The sequence below is a fragment of the uncultured Bacteroides sp. genome (assembly GCF_947632445.1).
Classification (GTDB): domain Bacteria; phylum Bacteroidota; class Bacteroidia; order Bacteroidales; family Bacteroidaceae; genus Bacteroides.
The window spans coordinates 1-16015 of sequence record NZ_CANRPM010000061.1; the positions used below are offsets into that span (position 1 = coordinate 1).

Below are 16015 nucleotides of genomic sequence, written 5' to 3' on the forward strand. Positions count from 1 at the left end.
TCAGAAGAGCGGCAAGCGGGACTCGAACCCGTGACCCTCAGCTTGGGAAGCTGATGCTCTACCAACTGAGCTACTGCCGCCTGTCGAAGTATTTTTGTCTTTACAAACAGAACTTTTCGTAAAGCGAGGACAAAGGTAAATACTTTTTTGAGAAATACAACTATGAAATCAGCAAAATCTTGTATTTTTGTTTCCGTTAGAAAAACAGAACCTATGAAAAGGATTGTATTAATTACAGGAGGAGCACGTTCCGGGAAAAGCAACTATGCGGAAAAAAGAGCCTTGACTCTCTCTCCCAATCCGGTTTACATAGCGACAGCACGCATCTGGGACGAAGAGTTCAGACAACGCGTCCTGCGCCATCAGGAACAAAGAGGCCCCGAATGGACAAACATCGAAGAGGAAAAGACACTGAGCCGACACCAACTGAACGGACGGGTGGCTCTGATAGATTGCGTGACCTTGTGGTGCACAAACTTCTTTTTCGACCTAAATGCAGAAGTAGACAAAGCCCTGGAAGCTGTCCGCGATGAATTCGACCGCTTCACACACCAGGATGCCACCTTCCTGTTTGTTACAAACGAAATAGGCTGTGGAGGAACTTCAGAAAACGAAATACAACGCAAGTTCACCGACCTTCAGGGTTGGGTGAACCAGTACATCGCTTCACAAGCCGACGAAGTCATCCTCATGGTGGCAGGAATACCGATGAAAGTAAAATAACAAAAAGATACGATCATGAATATATTTCATATCGAAAAGCCGGATGAGAACTTGCGTCCGACCATTGTAGACAAAATCAACAACCTGACCAAACCGAAAGGCTCGCTGGGAAGGTTAGAAGAAATAGCCATGCAGATAGCCCTGATACAACAAACCCTGACACCGGCACTGCACAAACCGCAGAATATCATCTTTGCCGCCGATCATGGGATTGTCGATGAAGGAGTAAGCCTCTCACCGAAAGAAGTGACCCGGCAACAACTGAGTAATTTCCTTCATGGAGGAGCCGGTGTCAACTTCCTCTGCCGTCAACATGGTTTTGAACTGAAAATCGTAGACGCCGGCGTGGATTACGACTTGCCTTACGAAAAAGGTATCATCGACATGAAAGTACGTCGCGGTACCCGCAACTATCTGTACGAAGCAGCCATGACACAAGAAGAAATGGATCTTTGCATCGAACGCGGTGCCGAAATGGTACGCCGCTGCCACGAAGAAGGGAGCAACGTGCTGAGTTTCGGAGAGATGGGAATAGGAAACACTTCGTCTTCTTCCCTGTGGATGACCTGCTTCACGGGAATTCCCCTGAAACAGTGTGTAGGTGCAGGCAGCGGACTGAACCAACAAGGCATTCGTCATAAATACGAAGTACTGAAAAGAAGCATGGAACACTACAACGGCGACGGATCGGCCATCGACATCATCCGCTATTTTGGCGGACTGGAAATGGTGATGGCTGTGGGGGCCATGCTTCAGGCTGCCGAACTGAAAATGCTGATATTGGTAGACGGGTTCATCATGACCAACTGTATGCTCGCTGCCATGCAGCTCTATCCGGCCGTGAAAGATTATGCGATCTTCTGCCATTGCGGCGACGAAAGCGGGCATAAACTGATTCTGGAATACATGCAAGTCAAACCACTGATAAACCTGGGATTGAGACTTGGAGAAGGAACCGGTGCCATTTGTGCCTATCCGTTGGTCGACTCAGCTGTAAGGATGATTAACGAGATGGATAACTTCACCCATGCCTCCATCACCAAATACTTCTGATACAATGAATTTTCTGGCAGCTTTAATATTCTTTACGCGGATTCCATTTTGGAAAATCAGGGAAATACCCGCTGAATGTTTCAAGCATGTGGTACCTTACTGGCCGCTTGTGGGATGGCTGACAGGAGGTATTATGGCAGGAGTACTCTGGCTCACTGCCCAAGTCCTGCCCTTGCCTGTAGCCTGGTTGCTGGCCATTCTGTCACGGCTTCTCATAACGGGATGCCTGCACGAAGACGGACTGGCCGACTTCTTTGACGGATTCGGCGGAGGAACGACCCGCGAACACATTCTGGCCATTATGAAGGACTCACACATCGGTACGTATGGGGTCGTAGGGCTGATTCTCTACTTCCTGCTGTTCTGGCAGCTTCCAAGCGAACTGCCGCTTTCCGTGCTGTGTGCGCTGGCACTTTGCTGCGACTGCTGGAGCAAGTTCTGTGCCTCGCAAATCATCAACTACCTGCCTTATGCACGTCCCGAAGCAGAAAGCAAAGTCAAGGTCGTGTACAGCAGCATGAGCCTGGGTGAACTGATTATCGCCTTCGTCAGCGGTCTCCTGCCTCTGCTGTTCCTGCTGCCGCTTCGCTTGTGGCCGGCTGCCATCGTCCCCATGTTCATCGGCCTGCTGCTTTGCCGTTTTATGAAGAAAAAACTTCAGGGATACACCGGTGATTGCTGTGGAGCGATGTTCCTGCTATGTGAAATTTCATTTTATCTTTGCGCTGTAATCTTATGGAAATTACTTTGATACGACATACCTCGGTAGACGTGCCGCCGGGCGTCTGTTACGGACAGACAGACGTTTCCCTGAAAGACAGCTTCGAACAGGAAGCCGCTATTACCCTGAATTGCCTGAAGGCTTCCTTACCTCAAGGAGAAAACTTCGATCACGTGTTCACCAGTCCGCTGACCCGTTGCGTACAGCTGGCCGATTATTGCGGTTACCCCGATGCCGAACGAGACAAACGGCTCATGGAAATCAACTTCGGATCCTGGGAAATGAAACCATTCGACCGGAATGACGATCCCCGCCTTCAGGAATGGTATGCCGACTACCTGAACGTAGCGGCTACAGGAGGCGAATCTTTCGCCATGCAATACGAACGTGTCAGCTGTTTCCTGGATGAATTGAAGCAAAAGCCTTACCTGCGTGTAGCCATTTTTGCTCACGGAGGGGTACTGATCTGTGCACAGATTTACGCAGGTCTCATCACCGCAGAAGAAGCTTTCAGTTCTCTGACTCCCTACGGTGGCCTCATCCAAATCACTTTGTAAACAGCTCTATTGGAGCAATAACCGGACACAGCAAGAAGCAAGCACAAGCAGTATCATCAATTCTTCCACACGACGGTTGATGCGGATAGCCGTATGCATGTCTTCCGTTGTCAGCAGACGCTCGTTATCGCCGATGTATGGTTTCCACACCTCTTCGCCAAAATAATAATGGGGCCCTCCGAAACGGCAGTTCAGGATGCCAGCCAAAGCAGACTCAGGATAACCGGAATTGGGACTGGCATGCTGGTTACCGTAACGGGCTACAAACTCCAGCAGCGAAAAGCGACCGGACACAACAATCATCAGAAAAGCGGTCAGGCGGGCAGGGACGAAATTAGCCACGTCGTCCAGACGGGCGGCAAAACATCCGAAACGGCGATAACGTTCGTTTCGATAGCCGATCATAGAGTCCAGCGTGTTCACCATTTTATAGGCAAACATGCCCGGCACACCTAAAAGCAGGTACCAAAACAAAGGAGCCACCACCCCATCACTCAGGTTCTCGGCAAGAGTTTCCAGCGCTGCCGCACGTACTTCCTGTGCAGATAGTTCGGATGTGTCGCGTCCCACAATACGTGCCACCTGACGACGACCTTCTTCAAGCGAACGGTCTACGGCAAGAAATACCATACGTACCTCACGCACCAGCGTAGTACCTGCCAGACAATAAAAGATCAGCAGCACCTGTAGTACCATCAGCAATCCCGGCGAGAACAAAGCTGCCTGCTGCATCAGCCATGCCGTCAGTCCATAAACACCCATTACCAATAGACAACTGACCGACATTCCTTTCAGAAAGCGTCCATTTCCGTGATTCAACCGATGTTCGAAAAACGCGATTGCTTTCCCAAATGCCACCACCGGATGGGGCATCCACTGAGGATCGCCCAACCAACGGTCCAACAACCATGCCGCCAGTAACGGCAATGCCATGTAAAAAGCCAGAGTAAAAGCTGTCAATGTCTGTTCCAATTGAAAATACTGTTTATTCTTTTATCCATCTTATTCCTGAAACCATTCAGCAATGGCATCTACCAACCGGTCATTCTCTTCAGGTGTCTGTGTGGCAATACGGAAAAAACGTTCGTCCAACCCTTCGAAGTTCGAAGCGTCTCGTATCAGAATGCCGTGCTTCTCTGCCAAATATTCCTTCAGAGCCGACGCCTTGCCAAAACGCAGGCGCACCAGCATGAAATGCGTCTGCGTCTCCCACACATCCATACCTCCCAATGTTTCCAACCGAGCGCGCAACCGTTGTGTTTCGTCCAGATAGGCCGGCATGTCCAACGAATGGGACATTCCCTTTTCAGTCAGGAAAAGCCCTGCTTCAATGGCCACAGCGTTGACTGACCAAGGCATCCGATTGTTACGAATACGGCTTAACAACCCTGCGTTTCCCGTGATATATCCCAACCGTAAACCGGGTACAGCATAGCGTTTAGTCATGGAATGCAGTAACAGCACATTGGGGAAAGCAACTGCTTCGGCCGCCGAGAACAAAGGCTGCATCGTAAAGTATTCATAAGACTGGTCGATGACGAAACACACTTGTTGATTACAGCGGATTACTTCTTCTATCCAACTCTTGTCCGTCACGCTGCCCGTCGGGTTATTGGGATTACACAACCAAAGCATATATACCTCCTCAGACAACCGATAACGTTCGCGTTCCGAAGGCAGGCTATAGAGCGAAACCGTAGGATGCCCGTGTATCAGGCAGGCGTCAGCATATTCCCGAAAGGTAGGCTGCAAAATGGCCGAACGCGTTCCTCGAAAAGTCTGTGCTATCAGATAGATGGCTTCGGTAGCCCCATTGGTCACACATACCTCATCAGGTTTTAACTTCAGCTTATGTGCCAGAGCGGCTTCCAGCGTATAGGGTTGAGGCTCTGGATAGGAAGAAAGAGGACTTAGTTCGCCGTCCTCCCCCTGTATGAATCTGCACAAATGGTTCTTCAATTCCGTCAAGTCCGTCCGACTATAGACATTCGAACTGAAATTAGCCGTTATCGGTCGGGCATATTTGTAAGTATCGTCTCCGTGTCCGTCAATCATGTTGCTTCAGTATTTGATAGACAAGCGGCAAATTGACATGTGCACGCACATGGCCGGCCAATTTGTCGTATTGTTGTTCCTTGAATGCCTGATAATCGAAATGCACTCTTTCCTTCAGCTTACCGATAAATGGTTCGAGCAGGTAATCAATGAAAACCGCATTGTCCAATATGCCGTGAATATAAGTCCCCATACAGGTTCGATCCACCAGACATCCTTCCTCCTGTCCGTTCTCCAAGCGGTTCAGTGGTGTGTATGCAGTTCCTTCTACGGGAACAGTAATACCCATGTGTATTTCGTAACCACTCATGCTGCTGGTCGTCTTGGGTTCTTCGCCGTTCAGGTTAAATCGCACTTGTCGGGTCACTTTCGCGCCTGTCATGCAGGTTGTTATCGGAAGAAGTCCCAAACCGGGCAAGCGGTCGATATTCCCTTCCACATGGTCGGGGTCGAGCACCTCCTGCCCCATCATCTGATAACCGCCACAAATCCCCATCACCGTCACCCCGTCACGATGGGCACGGACAATAGCTTGTGCAACTCCGTTGCGACGCAATTCATACAGATCGTCCAGCGTACTCTTGGAACCGGGCAGCAAGATGATATCCGCCTTGGCTATTTCTTCCGTATTGTTCGTGTAGAACAGGTGAACACGAGGGTCGCGTTCCAGCACATTGAAATCCGTAAAATTACTGAGATGACGCAACATCACCACAGCAATGTTCACCTTCCCTTTCGCAGCCTGCAAGGACTTGGCAGCAAGGGCCACACTGTCCTCTTCTTCTATATAGATGTCTTTATAATAAGGCACCACTCCCAGCACCGGAATGCCGCAGAGTTCTTCAAGCATCTTCACGCCCGACTCGAACAGACGGAGGTCACCCCGAAATTTGTTGATAAGGATTCCCTTGATACAGGCTCGCTCGTGCGGTCTGAGCAACATAAGTGAACCGTAGACACTGGCAAACATCCCGCCGCGATCAATGTCGCCCACCAGAATGACTTTTGCTCCGGCATGTAGAGCCATAGGCAGGTTCACCAAGTCGCTGTCGCGCAGGTTGATTTCAGAGATGCTTCCGGCCCCTTCCAATACAATAGGATTGTAACGTGCCGCCAGACGGTCGTAAGCAACACACACTTCCTTACGCAATTCTTCACGCCCCTCCTTACGGAAATAATCGTAAGCCGAATGGTTTCCTATCGGCCGTCCGTTCAGCACCACCTGCGACGTATGGTCACTCAGGGGTTTCAGCAACAGTGGATTCATATCCGTATGACAGGGAATGCCGGCAGCCTCTGCCTGTACCACCTGTGCACGGCCTATCTCAAGCCCTTCGGGAGTCGCATACGAATTGAGCGCCATGTTCTGCGCCTTGAAAGGAGCGGGCTGATAGCCGTCTTGCCTGAAGATACGGCAGAAGGCAGCAGTCAAAATACTCTTGCCCACATCGCTTCCGGTACCTACCAACATAAGGGGTTCCAATAATTCCATGGTTTCATTTTTTACGAATGCAAAGATAGGAATAAGTCTGGGAAGTAGTACCAAAAAAAAGGCTATCTTCCCAGACAGCCAATCTTTTCGTTAACCTTAAATCTAATACTATGAAAAACACGTTGCAAATGTAACGTGTCTTCCTAAACTTCCAAAATATAGGGAGAAAAGGCATCCTTTTTATAACATGTTTTAATACATTTCGGCTTTATTAAAAATAAACATCTCTCTTCCCGCCTCCGCACGGGTGTATCAAGCAGTCCGATGGCGAAGGCAGACATTTGTGCAGTATGGAAGTAAAAGCCGCCTTTACGAACTGCAACCAGGTTAATCATTCTGTTTTCCGAGGTTTTTTTTTCGCTTGTAGGCAAACTCCTGCCATTTTTCCTGTATTTATCCGGGCAAAGGGAACCCATATCTGAACAGAAAACCTTATCTTCGTTGCCAAAATAATCCAATCTATGATTACAGAAGAACTGAAAAAGCTATACACAGCCTACACCGGTCACGAGCCGGAAAGTATCGAAGAAATGCCTGCATCGGGATCCAACCGTCGTTATTTCCGCCTGAAAGGCACTCCCAACCTCATCGGAGTATGCGGCGAAAATATAGAAGAGAACCGTGCTTTCCTCTATATGGCCGAACATTTCCGCCGTCAGGGACTACCCGTTCCGCAGGTGTTCATCAAGTCGAACGACGACATCTATTACCTCCAGGAAGACCTGGGCGACACGTTGCTCTTCAACGCCATTGAGAAAGGACGCAAGACCGGCATCTTCAGTGAAGACGAGAAACAACTGCTGCGCAAGACACTCCGCCTGCTGCCCGCCGTCCAGTTTACCGGAGCCGAGGGGATGGATTTCTCCTACTGCTATCCGCAAGCCGAGTTCAACCGCCGCAGCATCTTGTGGGATCTGAATTACTTCAAATATTGCTTCCTGAAAGCCACCGGCCTCGACTTCCAGGAAGACCGCCTTGAGGATGATTTTCAGAAGATGGCCGACGTACTGCTCTGCAGCAGCTCCGCCACTTTTATGTACCGCGACTTCCAGAGCCGCAACGTCCTGATTAAGGACGGCGAACCTCGGTTTATCGACTTCCAGGGCGGGCGCAAAGGCCCCGTCTACTACGACGTAGCATCCTTCCTGTGGCAGGCAAAGGCCAACTATCCCGACAGTCTCCGCCAAGAACTGCTCCGCGAATACATTGACGCCTTGCGCAAATACCAGCCTGTGGACGAAGCCTGTTTCATGACCCGGCTCCGCCACTTCGTGCTGTTTCGTACCATGCAGGTACTCGGCGCCTACGGTTTCCGCGGCTACTTCGAGAAGAAACCCCACTTCATCCAAAGCGTCCCCTTCGCCATCGAAAACCTGCGCCAACTGCTCCATGAACCCTATCCTGAGTACCCTTACCTCTGCCGGGTGCTGACCGAATTGACCGAACTGAAACAGTTTACCGAAGACCTGCAGAAGCGCCGTCTCGTGGTCAAAGTCACCAGCTTCGCCTACAAGAAAGGCATTCCCGAAGATTCGTCGGGCAACGGCGGAGGCTTCGTCTTCGACTGCCGTGCCGTGAACAACCCCGGTAAATACGAACGCTACAAACCTTTCACGGGACTGGACGAACCTGTCATCCGCTTCCTCGAAGACGATGGTGAAATCATAACTTTCCTGAAGCACGTCTACGCTTTGGTCGACGTTTCCGTCGAGCGCTACATGGAACGTGGCTTTACCAATCTGTCTGTCTGCTTCGGATGCACGGGCGGCCAACACCGCTCCGTTTATTCGGCCCAGCATCTGGCTGAACACCTGAACCGAAAGTTTGGCATTCAGGTCAACCTGATACACCGCGAACAGAATATCGAACAAACCCTCAAAGCCTGCGATTGACATGAAAACCATGATATTTGCCGCCGGATTGGGTACTCGTCTCCGCCCGCTCACCGACCACATGCCCAAGGCTCTGGTGCCTGTAGCAGGTGTCCCTATGCTCCAACGCGTGATACTGCGCCTGAAAGAAGCCGGCTTCCACGACATCGTCATCAACATTCATCACTTCGGCGAACAGATTCTCGATTTCCTGAAAGCAAACGATGACTTTGGCATCCGCATCCTTATCAGTGACGAACGCGGCGAACTGCTCGACACGGGCGGAGGCATCCTGAAAGCCCGCCCCCTGCTGGACGACGGCGAACCTTTCCTCATCCACAACGCCGACATCCTGACCCACATCGACTTGGCCGCCTTCTACCGCCACCACGTGGAAAGCGGAGCCGACGCCACCTTGCTGACCAACCACCGGCAAACAACCCGCTATCTATTGGCCGACGCAGCCAACCGCCTGTGCGGATGGGTCAACAAATCGACAGGCGAAACCCTGCCTGCGGATATTGTCTATGCTGAAGGCTGCTACAACGAACTTGCCTTCGGTTGTGTGCATGTCCTTTCGCCCTCGATATTCAGTTACATGGGCAGCGACCATTGGAATGGGAAATTTTCCATCATCCCCTTCTACATCGACATCTGCCGCCAGACACGTATCCAGTGCTACTCCATCGACACCGAAGGATGGTTCGACGTAGGGAAGCTCGAAACGCTGGCACAGGCCGATGCTTATTATCGAAAGGTGGAATAAAAATTTTCACTACCTTTGCAGCCGTAACCAAAGCCTGACACATTTGAACAAATATCAGCTTACATCCGACTACCAGCCTACGGGCGACCAGCCCGAAGCCATCCGCCAGCTCACCGACGGTCTCTTGCAGGGACTGCCCGCCCAGACTTTGCTCGGTGTCACGGGTTCCGGGAAGACTTTCACCATCGCCAACGTCATTGCCAACATCAACAAACCCACACTCGTTCTGAGCCACAACAAAACCTTAGCGGCCCAGCTCTATAGTGAGTTCAAAGGATTCTTCCCTCACAATGCTGTCGAGTTTTATGTCTCTTACTACGACTACTACCAGCCCGAAGCCTACCTGCCCTCTTCGGACACCTATATCGAAAAAGACCTGGCCATCAACGACGAAATCGACAAACTCCGCTTGGCTGCTACTTCCGCTCTGCTCAGCGGACGTAAAGATGTGATTGTTGTCTCCTCTGTGTCCTGCATCTATGGCATGGGGAATCCTGCCGATTTCTACAACAACAGCATCGACATTGTCCGAGGCAAGATATTCAGCCGCAATGTCTTCCTGCGCCGCCTGGTGGACAGCCTCTACCAGCGCAATGACCTCGACCTCAACCGGGGCAACTTCCGTGTCAAAGGTGACACGGTAGACATTTTCTTAGCCTACAGCGACAACCTCCTGCGTGTCGTCTTTTGGGACGACGAAGTAGACAGCATCGAGGAAGTAGACCCTGTCAGCGGAGTCACCCTCGGCACCTTCGACAGCTACAAGATCTATCCGGCCAACCTCTTCATGACCACTAAGGAGAATACGCTCCGTGCCCTCCATGAAATCGAAGACGACCTCCATAAACAAGTCGAGTTCTTCGAAAAAGAAGGCCGTATGCTGGAAGCCAAACGCATCTACGAACGGGTCACCTACGACATGGAAATGCTGCGCGAACTGGGCCATTGCTCCGGCATCGAAAACTATTCGCGTTACTTCGACGGCCGCGCCGCAGGTACCCGCCCCTACTGTCTGCTCGACTTCTTCCCCAAGGATTATCTCATCGTCATTGACGAAAGCCATGTCAGTGTGCCCCAAATACGAGCCATGTATGGAGGCGACCGTGCCCGCAAGGAGAACCTTGTCGAATACGGTTTCCGTCTGCCTGCCGCCCGCGACAACCGCCCTCTCACCTTCGACGAGTTTGAAGCCCTCGCCCACCAGGTCATCTATGTCAGTGCCACCCCCGCCGACTACGAGCTGACCCGTTCCGAAGGTATCGTGGTCGAACAGGTTATTCGCCCCACCGGACTACTCGATCCCGTCATCGAAGTACGCCCCACCCACAACCAGATCGACGACCTTATGGAAGAAATCCAGCTCCGCGTTGAGCAGGGAGAGCGTACCCTCGTCACCACCCTTACCAAGCGCATGGCCGAAGAACTGACAGAATACCTGCTCAACTACGGCATCCGCTGCAATTACATCCACAGCGACGTCGAAACCCTCGAACGTATCAAGATCATGTCCGACCTTCGCGAAGGCGTCTACGATGTCCTCATCGGCGTCAACCTCCTCCGCGAGGGACTCGACCTGCCCGAAGTGTCACTGGTAGCTATCCTTGATGCCGACAAGGAAGGGTTCCTCCGCTCCCACCGTTCGCTCACGCAGACGGCCGGACGCGCAGCCCGCAACGTCAACGGGCGTGTCATCATGTATGCCGACCACATCACCGACAGCATGCGACAGACCATCGAAGAGACCGAACGCCGCCGCGAAAAGCAACTTCGTTACAACCGGGAACACAACATCACCCCCCAACAGATTCAGAAGGCTCGCCAGCTCAACCCGCTGGCAGCCGCCGCTTCTCCCGGACCGGCCGAATCTTCCGCTGCTCCCCGGCCCTATGTCGAGCCCGAAACATCCCGCCTCGTCGCTGCAGACCCGATTACCCTTCACATGTCATCCGAACAACTCCAAAAGAGCATCGAACGCACACGCCGCCTCATGCAGGAAGCCGCCAAAAATCTCGATTTCCTTCAGGCCGCACAATATCGCGACGAACTGCTTAAGATGGAATACATCCTGAAAAAGAAAGTATAACAGACAAAAAAGATAACTTCAGACTGAGAATTTCAAATGCACCAAGGTTAATAATACTTATTTTCATTACATTTGTGCTTTCTTAACACAATAATTCATCACATTGCAAGAAATGAACGCTCATCCAGATACAAAAAATACCAAGACGCTCCCTCCTCCTGTCCCTCCGAAACAGTGGCTGGTAGCTTACACCAGATCCTGCATGGAAAAAAAGACCGCCGAACGCCTGACAACCATGGGCATCGAGCACTACCTGCCGGTACAGATAGTAGAATGCCGTTGGAGCGACCGCATCAAGCGAATGGAAAAGTTAGTTCTCCCGATGATGATTTTTGTACACGTCACGCCCAAGGAGCGTCCGCTTCCCCTTACCCTGTCTGCGGTCATCCGCTATCTGGTTCTGCGTGGCCAACACACGCCCGCCGTCATCCCCGACGAGCAGATGGAACGTTTCCGTTTCATGCTCGATTACAGCCCCGAAGCCGTCAGTTTCAGTATTGACTCCTTGGCTCCGGGCGACCCGATCCGAGTTATCAAAGGCCCTCTCACCGGTCTGGAAGGCGAACTGGTCAACTTCAGGGGCAAGCATCAGGTCGTCATCCGCATCGGTCTTCTGGGATGCGCCCATGTGGAGATTCCGACAGGCTATGTGGAAAAAACAGGAACTTGACAACAAACAATATCCTGCTTTCCGATGTTTATTCCGATAATTCTTCATATCTTTGCAACCGCAAAAGCCGATCCGTTAAAAGGGAATGACATATCAACAGGCGGAAAGACGTTTTGCGTACCAAATACCCAGATTAGAAACAAACTATAAAGATTGATAAATTTGCAAAACTAAAAATTGATGAAACCTTTCAGAAAACCTATTTTGTTTGCTATTGCATGCATGCTGATTTCCCTGTCCGCCCATGCTCAAATGAGCGACGGACAGGTCTTACAGTACGTCAAGGAAGCCCATGCCTCCGGGAAGAGCCAGGAAGAAATGGGACGTGAACTCATGTCGCGCGGAGTCACCCGTGCCCAAATGGAACGCATCAAACAACATTACGAAGCAAGCCAAAGCAGCCATCAGACTGTTACAGGCAGTTCCAGTACCGAACGTCGGGCACGTGCGGCTTCCTCCAGTTCCTTCGAAGCGCCCGCTCCAGAGCTGGTCAATGACTCTTCTGCTATTTTCGGGGCCAGGGACATTCCCAGATCGGCCATCTTCGGACACAACATCTTCACCAATCCGGCTTTGACCTTCGAGCCTAATGAAAACATGGCAACTCCGGCCAACTATCTTCTCGGTCCAGGTGACGAAGTTATCATTGATGTGTGGGGAACCAACGAAACCACCATCCGCCAGAGCATTACGCCCGAAGGCAATATCATGGTCAGCCAGATAGGCCCTATCTACCTAAGTGGAATGACGATTGAAGAAGCAAGCCGTAAAATCAGTCAGACACTTTCCAGCAAATATGCCGGGATCTCAGGCGACGAATCGCAGATCAGTGTCACACTGGGAAAAATCCGCAGCATCCAGGTCAATGTCATGGGTGAAGTTGTTGTACCGGGCACCTATCGGCTTTCTTCTTTCTCAAGCGTATTCCACGCCCTCTATCGGGCAGGAGGCATTACCGGGATAGGTTCGTTACGCAATATCAACGTCATCCGCAACGGAAAAAAAATAAAGTCAATTGATATCTACGATTACCTCCTTTACGGAAACACTTCCGATGACATCCGTTTACAGGAAGGGGATGTAATCATCGTTCCTCCCTACAGCATATTGGTCAACATTGAAGGCAATGTGAAAAGACCGATGTATTACGAGATGAAAAAAGACGAACATCTGGATAACCTGATTAAGTATGCAGGCGATTTTTCCGGTGATGCCTACGACGATGAAGTACGCCTCATCCGCCGTACCGGAACAGAAAAGCAGATTTTCAGCATCACCAACGAACAGTTTCCGACGTGGGGACTCGAAGACGGTGATTTCATCAGTGTAGGAGCCATCCTCGACCGTTATGCCAACCGTGTCGAAATCCGGGGATCCGTCTACCGTCCCGGCATGTTCGAACTGGGTGGTAGCCTTAATACTGTCAAAGACCTCATCAAACGTGCCGAAGGACTCACCGGAGACGCCTTTACAGGCCGTGTCATCCTGACCCGTGAACTGGAAGATCTCACCCACGAGATGATAGCAATAGACCTGGCCGGTATCCTGAATGGCACCGTCCCCGACATTCCCCTGCGCCGTGAAGACGTCCTGGTCATCCCCAGCATCCAAGAACTGCAAGCCCAGGGAGCGTTTACTATCTATGGCGAAGTAACCCGCCCCGGCGTTTATCCGTATGCCGAGAATACCACGATCGAGGATCTCATCGTCCAGGCAGGCGGCCTGCTCGACGGTGCGTCTACCGTCCGTGTCGACGTATCCCGCCGACTCAAGGATCCCAAAAGCCTCGATCCCACGACCCGGTTGAGCGAGACCTTTACATTTGCGCTGAAAGACGGTTTCGTCATTGACGGCACCCCCGGCTTCATCCTCTCTCCCTACGACATGGTGGAGGTACGCCGCAGTCCCGGCTATCAGGAACAACGCCGCGTCACCATCGCCGGCGAGATTGTCTTTGCCGGCGGTTACACCCTCCAACAAAAGAACGAACGGCTCTCCGACCTCGTCCGACGTGCCGGCGGTCTCCGCCCCTCGGCTTATGTACGCGGCAGCCGTCTCATCCGCCAGATGAACGAAGAAGAGATAGCCCAACGCGATGCCGCCATTGCCATGGCCCGCCTGAGTTCGGGCAACGACTCTATTTCGTTCGCCCGACTCAATGTTTCCAATACCTATGTAGTAGGCATCGAGCTCGATAAGGCTCTAAATCAGCCAGGCGGCGACCACGACATCGTGCTACGCGAGGGCGACCGCCTCTACATCCCCGAACAGGTCAGCACCGTCAAAATCAGCGGTGAAGTACAGTTTCCCAATACCGTAGCCTACATCGCCGGCGAAGGGGTTTCCCATTACATCAACCAGGCCGGAGGATACAGCCGCCAAGCCAAGAAGAGCCGCGCCTACATCGTCTATATGAACGGAACCTGCAGCTGCGTCAAGCGTCTGCACAAGGCCAAAATCGAACCGGGATGCCAAATCATTGTCCCCAGCAAGAAAGAACGCCGTCAGATGAGTACAGCCGAAATACTCTCTATGGGTACTTCCGCCGCTTCTTTGGGTACGATAGCCGCCACTATCTATAATTTATTCAAATAATTCGTAATTGAAAACATGGAACAAGATAACAAGCAACTCCCTGTCGAGGAGCAGGAAATCGACCTCATCGAACTGGCACGTAAAGTGTGGGCAGAGCGTAAACTCGTCTTGAAGTGGTGCGGCATAGCCGCTGTAGTCGGACTGGTCGTAGCCTTCAGCATTCCCAAGGAGTATACTACCACCGCCACCATCGCCCCCGAAATTACCGGCGATAATCGCCTAAGGGGGCTGGGGAATATAACGAATTTTTTTGGGGGGGGCGGCCTGAACGGGGCCACTGATGACGCGCTCTCACCCGAGCTATACCCGGATCTCGTCTCATCGGTCAACTTCGCGACCGAACTGTTCGACGTGCCCGTGCGCGATGCCGACAACGAACTTCAAACCACTGTCTACGACTATCTTCAGGAGCACCAGCGCTCCCCTTGGTGGAGCGTCATCGTGTCCCTGCCGTTCAAGTGCATCGGCTGGACCGTCTCCCTCTTCACCGACGACGAACCGGCCGACAGTACGGGTGTCAATCCTTTCCGGCTCACCGAAGAAGAAGATGATATTGTCACGGCCCTCAACGACCGCATCGAAGTCAGTGTGGACAAGAAAACACTCACCGTGTCCATTGCCGTCACCATGCAGGACCCGCTCATCTCTGCCACACTCACCGATACGGTCATGCAGAAGTTGCAGGAGTACATTACCGACTACCGCACCAGCAAGGCCCGCCACGACCTCGACTTCACGCAGAAGCTCTACGACGAAGCCCGACAGAAATATTACGAGGCCCAGCAGCGGTATGCCGACTATGTAGACAAGAACCAGAACATCCTGCTCCGCAGTGTCCAGACCCGTCAGGAACGCTTGCAGAACGAGATGAACTTGGCCTACAATCTCTACGACCAGACGGCCCGACAACTCCAGCTCGCCAAAGCCAAGGTACAGGAGAACACTCCGGTCTACACCGTAGTCCAGGCGCCCACCGTCCCCCTCCGTGCCTCCAAGCCTTCCAAAGTCCTCATCCTCATCGGCTTCGTATTCTTAGCCGGTGTCGGCACCGCAGGCTGGATCCTTTTCGGCAGAGACCTGATCCGCCAGTTCAAGGAACCCCGAGAACAGGCCTGATCCTTAATTGTCACCGCACGAATGACGCAGATGCGGACAGGGAAACAGGGTTCCCGTCCGGTCTGCGTCATTTGTATATAAGAGTGAACACCTCTTTTTAAAATACCTTCCATTGAAAGTCACGAAATCGGGACATGAATATATCTCTTCCCTAAGCCGGACAGCAACTTGAAAAACATTGATTCAAGGAAAAAGAGCCATTACATTTTTGTAACAGAAGTCTTGGAGAAATCGGTAAGAAATACCTACCTTTGCAGAAGTATAACAAAATAGGTAACTTCTATTCATAATACAATGAGCGAAAAAGCACCAT

General features: G+C 51.7%; 13 protein-coding genes and 1 tRNA gene. 10 read left to right on the forward strand and 4 right to left on the reverse strand.

What is annotated here, in order from left to right:
- Positions 1–7 precede the first annotated feature (7 nt).
- Positions 8–80 (reverse strand) — tRNA-Gly (locus tag Q0Z70_RS10865).
- Positions 81–213: 133 nt separating this feature from the next.
- Here Q0Z70_RS10865 and cobU point away from each other — a divergent pair.
- From cobU to cobC, 4 genes are read left to right on the forward strand one after another with little or no spacing between them, the layout of a single operon-like run.
- The gene (cobU, locus tag Q0Z70_RS10870; RefSeq protein WP_298074447.1) at positions 214–723 is read left to right on the forward strand and encodes a bifunctional adenosylcobinamide kinase/adenosylcobinamide-phosphate guanylyltransferase; all 510 of its coding nucleotides are present in this window, start codon (positions 214–216) and stop codon (positions 721–723) included.
- 15 nt (positions 724–738) lie between these two features.
- Positions 739–1776, forward strand: coding sequence for a nicotinate-nucleotide--dimethylbenzimidazole phosphoribosyltransferase (cobT, locus tag Q0Z70_RS10875; protein WP_298074449.1), 1038 nt, complete (start codon positions 739–741; stop codon positions 1774–1776).
- Positions 1777–1780: 4 nt separating this feature from the next.
- Entirely contained in the window at positions 1781–2527 is a 747-nt protein-coding gene (cobS, locus tag Q0Z70_RS10880) for an adenosylcobinamide-GDP ribazoletransferase (protein ID WP_298074452.1), read from the forward strand.
- Positions 2512–3054: an alpha-ribazole phosphatase family protein gene (cobC, locus tag Q0Z70_RS10885; protein WP_298074454.1), complete on the forward strand. Its 543-nt coding sequence runs from the start codon at positions 2512–2514 to the stop codon at positions 3052–3054. The genes cobS and cobC overlap by 16 nt, the downstream gene beginning before the upstream one ends.
- Positions 3055–3060: 6 nt before the next feature.
- On the opposite strand, the gene cbiB is transcribed toward cobC, so the two are convergent.
- The 3 genes from cbiB to Q0Z70_RS10900 form a co-directional block, all read right to left on the reverse strand.
- Positions 3061–3987, reverse strand: a complete 927-nt coding sequence (gene cbiB, locus Q0Z70_RS10890) for an adenosylcobinamide-phosphate synthase CbiB (protein ID WP_298074472.1) — start codon at positions 3985–3987, stop codon at positions 3061–3063.
- A 69-nt stretch (positions 3988–4056) separates the two neighbouring features.
- A complete protein-coding gene (locus Q0Z70_RS10895) occupies positions 4057–5109 on the reverse strand; it encodes a threonine-phosphate decarboxylase (RefSeq protein ID WP_298074456.1) in 1053 nt (350 codons plus the stop codon).
- A complete protein-coding gene (locus Q0Z70_RS10900) occupies positions 5102–6601 on the reverse strand; it encodes a cobyric acid synthase (protein ID WP_298074457.1) in 1500 nt (499 codons plus the stop codon). The genes Q0Z70_RS10895 and Q0Z70_RS10900 overlap by 8 nt, the downstream gene beginning before the upstream one ends.
- Positions 6602–7062: 461 nt before the next feature.
- Between Q0Z70_RS10900 and Q0Z70_RS10905 the strand changes: the two genes are divergently transcribed.
- The 6 genes from Q0Z70_RS10905 to Q0Z70_RS10930 all read left to right on the forward strand — a co-directional run bounded on the left by Q0Z70_RS10905 (position 7063) and on the right by Q0Z70_RS10930 (position 15702).
- Positions 7063–8493, forward strand: coding sequence for an RNase adapter RapZ (locus Q0Z70_RS10905; protein WP_298074459.1), 1431 nt, complete (start codon positions 7063–7065; stop codon positions 8491–8493).
- A 1-nt stretch (position 8494) separates the two neighbouring features.
- Positions 8495–9238, forward strand: a complete 744-nt coding sequence (locus Q0Z70_RS10910; RefSeq protein ID WP_298074462.1) for a nucleotidyltransferase family protein — start codon at positions 8495–8497, stop codon at positions 9236–9238.
- Positions 9239–9281: 43 nt separating this feature from the next.
- Positions 9282–11321, forward strand: a complete 2040-nt coding sequence (gene uvrB, locus Q0Z70_RS10915; RefSeq protein WP_298074464.1) for an excinuclease ABC subunit UvrB — start codon at positions 9282–9284, stop codon at positions 11319–11321.
- Between the two features lie 112 nt (positions 11322–11433).
- Positions 11434–11991: a UpxY family transcription antiterminator gene (locus Q0Z70_RS10920; RefSeq protein ID WP_298074466.1), complete on the forward strand. Its 558-nt coding sequence runs from the start codon at positions 11434–11436 to the stop codon at positions 11989–11991.
- Between the two features lie 180 nt (positions 11992–12171).
- Positions 12172–14586, forward strand: coding sequence for an SLBB domain-containing protein (locus Q0Z70_RS10925; protein ID WP_298074468.1), 2415 nt, complete (start codon positions 12172–12174; stop codon positions 14584–14586).
- Between the two features lie 15 nt (positions 14587–14601).
- Positions 14602–15702 (forward strand): Wzz/FepE/Etk N-terminal domain-containing protein, encoded by a 1101-nt coding sequence (locus tag Q0Z70_RS10930; RefSeq protein WP_298074470.1) that lies wholly within the window; start codon positions 14602–14604, stop codon positions 15700–15702.
- The last annotated feature ends 313 nt before the right edge of the window (positions 15703–16015 follow it).

What these genes read in the sequence shown, in the direction of transcription:
- cobS (WP_298074452.1), top strand. Translation starts at nt 1,781, where the DNA reads ATGAATTTTCTGGCAGCTTTAATATTCTTTACGCGGATTCCATTTTGG.
- Q0Z70_RS10905 (WP_298074459.1), top strand. Translation starts at nt 7,063, where the DNA reads ATGATTACAGAAGAACTGAAAAAGCTATACACAGCCTACACCGGTCAC.
- Q0Z70_RS10920 (WP_298074466.1), top strand. Translation starts at nt 11,434, where the DNA reads ATGAACGCTCATCCAGATACAAAAAATACCAAGACGCTCCCTCCTCCT.
- Q0Z70_RS10900 (WP_298074457.1), bottom strand. Translation starts at nt 6,601, where the DNA reads ATGGAATTATTGGAACCCCTTATGTTGGTAGGTACCGGAAGCGATGTG.
- Q0Z70_RS10910 (WP_298074462.1), top strand. Translation starts at nt 8,495, where the DNA reads ATGAAAACCATGATATTTGCCGCCGGATTGGGTACTCGTCTCCGCCCG.
- cobC (WP_298074454.1), top strand. Translation starts at nt 2,512, where the DNA reads ATGGAAATTACTTTGATACGACATACCTCGGTAGACGTGCCGCCGGGC.
- Q0Z70_RS10895 (WP_298074456.1), bottom strand. Translation starts at nt 5,109, where the DNA reads ATGATTGACGGACACGGAGACGATACTTACAAATATGCCCGACCGATA.
- Q0Z70_RS10930 (WP_298074470.1), top strand. Translation starts at nt 14,602, where the DNA reads ATGGAACAAGATAACAAGCAACTCCCTGTCGAGGAGCAGGAAATCGAC.
- cobU (WP_298074447.1), top strand. Translation starts at nt 214, where the DNA reads ATGAAAAGGATTGTATTAATTACAGGAGGAGCACGTTCCGGGAAAAGC.
- cbiB (WP_298074472.1), bottom strand. Translation starts at nt 3,987, where the DNA reads ATGGCATTGCCGTTACTGGCGGCATGGTTGTTGGACCGTTGGTTGGGC.
- cobT (WP_298074449.1), top strand. Translation starts at nt 739, where the DNA reads ATGAATATATTTCATATCGAAAAGCCGGATGAGAACTTGCGTCCGACC.
- Q0Z70_RS10925 (WP_298074468.1), top strand. Translation starts at nt 12,172, where the DNA reads ATGAAACCTTTCAGAAAACCTATTTTGTTTGCTATTGCATGCATGCTG.